A 5,765-nucleotide genomic window follows, 5' to 3' on the forward strand; every position below is an offset into this window, starting at 1 on the left:
GGCGGCCGCCCGCCGGCGACCGCCCCTCGTGCCTTCAGATGTTCAGGACCCCGTCACCGGGGTCCCGTCGGTTCGCCCCGGATCAGAACTGCAGACCCCAGGAGTCGATCTTGCCGGTGTCGAAGTTGGCGTTGTCGCTGACGCGCAGCTTCCACGTGCCGTTGGCGACCTCGGAGGAGGCGTTGACCGTGTACGTGGTGTTGATGTTGTCGGCGCTGCCGCCGGTGCCGAAGGCCTTCAGCGTGTAGGCCGTGCCGTCGGGGGCGATGAGCTGGACCTGGAGGTCACCGATGTAGGTGTGGGCGATGTTCACCGGCACCTGCAGGGCGGAGGGGGCGTTGCCCGCGACGCCGCTGACGGTGACGGGGGACTCGGCGGTCGCGTTGTCGGCGATGGCGTAGTCCGTGGTGTTCTCGAACTTCGGGCCGGTGGGCGGCGGGGTGGTCGTGCCGCCGCCGACGTACAGGAGGCGGTTCGGGGAGCCGGTGCCGGGGCTGGTGACGACGTTCGGGGTGGCGGCGTTGGCCAGGGCCGCGGAGACCTGGGCCGGGGTGGACGCCGGGTTGTCGGCCAGGTAGACGGCGGCGGCGCCGGCGACGTGCGGGGCCGCCATCGACGTACCGGAGATGGTGTTGGTGGCGGTGTCGCCGGTGTTCCAGGCCGACTTGATGGAGGAGCCGGGGGCGAAGATGTCCAGGACGCTGCCGTAGTTGGAGAAGCTGGAGCGGGCGTCGCTCGACGTGGTGGAGCCGACGGTGATGGCCTCGGAGACGCGCGCCGGCGAGTAGTTGGAGGCGTTGGCGCTGTCGTTGCCCGCCGCGACCGCGTAGGTGATGCCGGCGGCGATGGAGTTGCGGACGGCCGTGTCGAGGACGCTGTCGACGCCGCCGCCGAGGCTCATGTTGGCGACGGCCGGCTTGACGGCGTTGCGGGTGACCCAGTCGATGCCGGCGACGACCTGCTCGGTGGTGCCCGACCCGTTGTTGTCGAGGACGCGGACGCCGACGATCTTGGCCTTCTTGGCGACGCCGTGCGCGGAGCCCGCGACGGTACCGGCGACGTGGGTGCCGTGGCCGTGGCCGTCCTGGGCGGTGTTGTCGTTGTCGACGGCGTCGTAGCCGTTGACGGCACGGCCGCCGAAGTCGCTGTGGCTGATGCGGACACCGGTGTCGATGACGTACGCGGTGACGCCCTGGCCCGCGCTGTCCGGGTAGGTGTAGCTCTGGTTCAGGGGCAGCGCCCGCTGGTCGATCCGGTCCAGGCCCCAGGACGGCGGGGAGGGCTGGGTGGCGTCGATGGTGAAGACCCGGTTCTGCACGACGGACTTGACGGCGGGGTCCGCCGCGAGCTTCCTGGCCTGGGCCTCCGACAGCTCGACGGAGTAGCCGTTGACGGCGGTCGTGTACGTCCGCTTGATCTTCGCGCCGAACTTGGCGGCGACGGCGCGGCCCTTGGCGGTCTCCGCCTGGGCGGACTCGTGCAGGGTGACGATGTAGCTGCCCGCGATGGTGCCCTCGGCACCGGCGTTCTCGATGACGCCTTCGGCGGCGGCCGGGGCGGCGGTGGCGGGGAGTGCGGAGAGGGAGCCGAGGGCGAGGGCGGCGACGGCGATGGCCGCGGCCGTGGTGATACGGCGGCGCGAGTCACGCACTGACATGTGGGGGGTCCTCCTCATCGGTGGTGCACTGCCGTGGGGATAGGGCAGGGACATGACAATCCATGGCGCGGAGTCCGCGGCGTCTGGAACGTCCGGCTGCCGAGCGAAAGATTGACTGATCCATAGGAATCGCACAAGGGCGCGTGGGCATCCGCAACACCCCTGCCACACCGCCGACATGCCGCCCCCATGACCTCCCAGGTGTGTCACGGATGCGGTGTTTCCGCGCCCGCCGACGCCCTCACCTGGTGTTGTCCCCGCTGCCGGGGCCCTGGGACCCCGACCTCACCACCGCCCCCGCCCCCCTGCCGGACCTCGCGGCCGGGGTGAATTCCCTCCGGTGGTACGAGGAGGCGTCGCCGCCCTCTCCGTACGCGTGCGCCGTCACACTCCGGGAGAGCCGCCCCCGCCGTACACGGGCGCCGCCACGCTCCGGAAGGGCCTCCCCCGCTCACGCAGGGCATCACGATCACGATCCCGCCCCGGGCCCGCCGGACCCTGGCGGCCGCCCGCGCGAACGGCGGCACCCTCCGTACCGTGACGCCGGGACGCGCGGCGCGACGCCCAGCGGGATCCGCCGCGCGCGGACTCTTCGTCGAGCCCACCGCCGCCGCCTGCCGGGCAGCGGCATCACGCCGTGCGGGGCGGGGGCGAAGACGGGCCTGGCGTCCTCCTGAACGCCGCGCCCGCCCCCGCTCCCCCGCCCCGCTTCCGTACGACTCGGAGTCCGTCGCCGCGAAGTCCTTCGCCTCGGAGCCCCCGGACCGGAACTCGTCGGCTCGGAACGCGCCGGGCCGAACGCCCGCTCGGGACGCGTCGACTCAGGACTCGTCGGCTCGGAACTCGTCGACTCAGAACTCGTCGGCGCCGGACCGCAGCTCGTGCGTCCAGTAGCCCGTCTTCGCGACGGCCTCGTTGACGGCGAGACCGCCGGCCGGCGCCTTGACGACGACGCTGCCCTCGGCCGGGCCGTCGGCGGCGAAGAGGTTCACGTTGAACGCGGTGACGACCTTGGCGTCCTCGTCCACGCCACCGAGGGCGATGCGGACGTTGGCGTACGCGGGGGCGCCCGGCTTCAGGACGACGGGGGCGGCCGGCTTGCTCTTGGCGACGGCCGGGACGTCCTTGGCGGTCTGGATCTCGCCGAAGGCGATCAGCGGGTAGCCGATGAGCCGGCACGAGCTCGCCGAGGTGTTGGTGGCGGTGAGCACGATGTGCTCGGTGGGCACCTCGTCGGCCTTGGCCGCGGTGATCCGTACGTCCCCGGCGGCGCAGGCGCGCTCCTTCGCGCGGGTCGAACCGGCGCTGCGGCTCCCGCCCGTGCCGGTCGCCACGGTGGTGGTGTTCGCGGCGGTGTCCGCCGTGGTGGCCGAGCCGCCGGCGGAACCGGACGTGCCCGTCCCGGTGCCGGTGTCCGTCGTCCCCGTACCCGCGGACGAGGCCGCCGACGGCGAGACCGAGACGGCGGAGGAGGCGGACGAAGAGGCGGAGGCGCCGGTCGCGCTGCCCGCGTCCTTGGCGCCCGTGCCGGTGCCGCCGCCGCAGGCGGTGAGGCCCAGCGAGAGGGCGGTGACGGCGACGGCCAGAGCGGTGGTCGTGCGGTGAGTACGCATGATGACGGTCCCCCGTGAAGGTGAGGCGTGACGCCTGCGGTGTGCTGTGCGGTCGGTGCACCCGGGCTCTCCGGTGGGCGCAGCGCCCGGGTGCGGCACCCGGGACCCGCCGGTCCGGCGGAGCCGGGCGCCACACCGGGGCGCGCCGGTGGGGTGGCGTCCGTGGTGCGGCACCCGGCCCCCGGCGCGGCGGGTCCTTCGTGCTGACACCAGCTTCCGCCCCCGCACTGCCGTCCCGCTTGCGTACCGCTAACGGTCCGCTGCCAGACGCGAAAGCCGCTCCGCCGCCCGCGCCGAACCCTCCCGGAAACCGGCCGCGTCGGCCGCGGCGATGGCTCGTTTCAGCTGGTCGGCGGCCTCATCCAGCCGTCCGCTTCCGGCCAGGGCCTCCCCCTGGAGGATCTGCAGCCCGGCCCGTACGACCATCCCGTCGGGCGGTACGAGTTCCCCGGCGCGAACGGTGTGCGCGAGGGCCGCCTCGTACTCCCCCGCCTCCAGGCAGTGGCGTGCGAGGTGGTGGAGCGTCAGCACCTGGGTGTTGGGGTGACCGGAGCGGTCGGCGAGGGCGACCGCCTGGGCCATGAGGAGACCGGCCCGCCCGTGCTCGCCCGTCGCGTCGAGGACGACGGCGAGGTTGACGTACGCGATGGCCTCGCTGATCGTGTCGCCCGCCCGGGCGGCCAGGACCGGCGCCTTCTCCAGGTGGACGAGGGCCTCCGCGTCCCGGCCCTCCTCGTGGAGGATCCAGCCGAGCAGCGCCCGCGTGCGCGACTGGGCGTCGAAGTCGCCCACGTGCTCCGCGGAGGCGAGCCCCGCCTCCAGGAGCGGCGTCCAGCCGTCGCTGATCCGCACCAGCATCAGCGGCCACTGGACGAGGGCGAGCCGCCAGGCCCGGTCGTGCAGCCCGAGCGCGGCGGCCGCCGCGACGGCCCCCTCCAGGGCGGGACGCTCCGCCGCGTACCAGTCGAGCGCCGCCGCCCGGTCCTCGAACTCCCGGGTCGCGGCGGGCCGCCGGTGGTCGGCGGGCAGGGCGTAGCAGGGCTGGGAACCCGGTTCGGCGGCGGCGTCGGCGGCGAGCCCGGTGTAGAGGTAGTGGTCGAGAAGGCGCCGCAGCCCCTCCTGGTCGGCCTGCGGCGCGAGCCGGCGCGCGTAGAGGCGTACGAGGTCGTGCGGCGTCCAGCGGCCGGGAACCGCCTCGGTGAGCAGGTGGGCGGCGGCGAGCCGGTCCAGGTCGGCGGAGGCCTGCGCGGGCGAGGTCCCGGCCAGCGCGCTCGCGGCGAACCGGTCGACATCGGAGCCGGTGTGCAGGGCCAGGGCCCGGAACATGCGGGTGGCGGACTCCGGAAGCTGCTGCACGGTGAGGCGGAGCGCGGCGGAGACACCGATGTCCTCCACGTCGAGGAGGGACAACCTGCCCTGCTCGTCGGCGAGTTCGCCGACCATCGCGTCCAGGGTCCAGCCGGGCCGCTCGGCCAGGCGGGCGGCGGTGACGCGCAGGGCGAGCGGGAGCCCGTCGCAGAGCCCGGCGAGCCGGGCCGTGGCCTCCGGCTCGGCCGCGACCCGGTCCGCACCGAGGACGGTGGCGAGCAGGGCCGCCGCGTCGGCGGCCGGCAGGTGGTGCAACGGCACGGGCCGGGCCGCGTCGGACGCGATGAGCCCGCCGAGCCGGTCGCGGCTGGTGACGAGCGTGACGCAGCGGTCGCCACCGGGCAGCAGCGGGCGGACCTGCTCGGAGGAACGGGCGTTGTCGAGGACGACGAGGAGCCGGCGTCCGGCGGTGAGCGTGCGGAACAGCGCGCCGCGCGCCTCCACGCCCTCCGGGACCCGTGGTTGCGGCACCCCGAGGGCCAGCAGGAACTCGCGGAGCACGGCGGCCGTGTCGGGCGCCGGGGTGTCGCTGAAGCCGCGCAGGTCGGCGAAGAGGCGCCCGTCGGGGAAGCCCTCGCGCCGCTCGTGCGCCCAGTGCACGGCGAAGGCGGTCTTGCCGACCCCGGCGGGACCGGTGACCAGACAGACGGGGCCGTCACCCGCGCCGGCCTCCCGGTCGAGCGCGGCCAGCTCGCCCCGGCGGCCGGTGAACCCGCGCGGCGGGCGCGGCAGCAGCTCGGGCACCACGACCGGGGCGGGCGCGGGGGGCTCCGCCGTGAGCGCGGCGGCGGTACGCGGCGGGGCGGCGGGCGCGGCGGACCGCAGCAGCGTCGCGTACGCCTCGCTCAGCGTCTCGCCCGGGTCCACCCCCAGCTCCTCGGCGAGCAGCCGCCGGGTCCTGTGGTACCAGTCCATGGCATCGGACTGCCGGCCCGCCCGGGCCAGGGCCAGCATCAGCGCCGCGGCCAGGGACTCGCGCAGCGGATGGGCGACGGCCTCCGTCCGCAGGACGGCGGCGGCCCTGCCGTGCTCACCGAGCTGCCCGTACGCCGCGGCCAGAGCCTCCACCGACGCGAGCCGCATCTCCTCGAGCCCGCTCGCCGCCGCCTCCAGCGGCCGGCTCGGCA

General features: G+C 75.0%; 3 protein-coding genes. All 3 read right to left on the reverse strand.

The genetic code is table 11. From position 1 onward, the window contains the following. Positions 1–82: 82 nt before the first annotated feature. Positions 83–1,657, reverse strand: a complete 1,575-nt coding sequence (locus RIF68_RS25055) for a S8 family peptidase (RefSeq protein ID WP_309053563.1) — start codon at positions 1,655–1,657, stop codon at positions 83–85. Between the two features lie 851 nt (positions 1,658–2,508). Further along, a complete protein-coding gene (locus RIF68_RS25060) occupies positions 2,509–3,270 on the reverse strand; it encodes a DUF4232 domain-containing protein (protein ID WP_309053564.1) in 762 nt (253 codons plus the stop codon). Between the two features lie 249 nt (positions 3,271–3,519). After that, positions 3,520–5,765, reverse strand: a 2,246-nt coding sequence (locus RIF68_RS25065; protein ID WP_309053565.1) for a BTAD domain-containing putative transcriptional regulator, incomplete at its 5' end; no start/stop codon positions are given.

This window comes from Streptomyces sp. (assembly GCF_031178505.1).
Classification (GTDB): Bacteria; Actinomycetota; Actinomycetes; order Streptomycetales; family Streptomycetaceae; genus Streptomyces; species Streptomyces gulbargensis.

What these genes read in the sequence shown, in the direction of transcription:
- RIF68_RS25055 (WP_309053563.1), bottom strand. Translation starts at nt 1,657, where the DNA reads ATGTCAGTGCGTGACTCGCGCCGCCGTATCACCACGGCCGCGGCCATC.
- RIF68_RS25060 (WP_309053564.1), bottom strand. Translation starts at nt 3,270, where the DNA reads ATGCGTACTCACCGCACGACCACCGCTCTGGCCGTCGCCGTCACCGCC.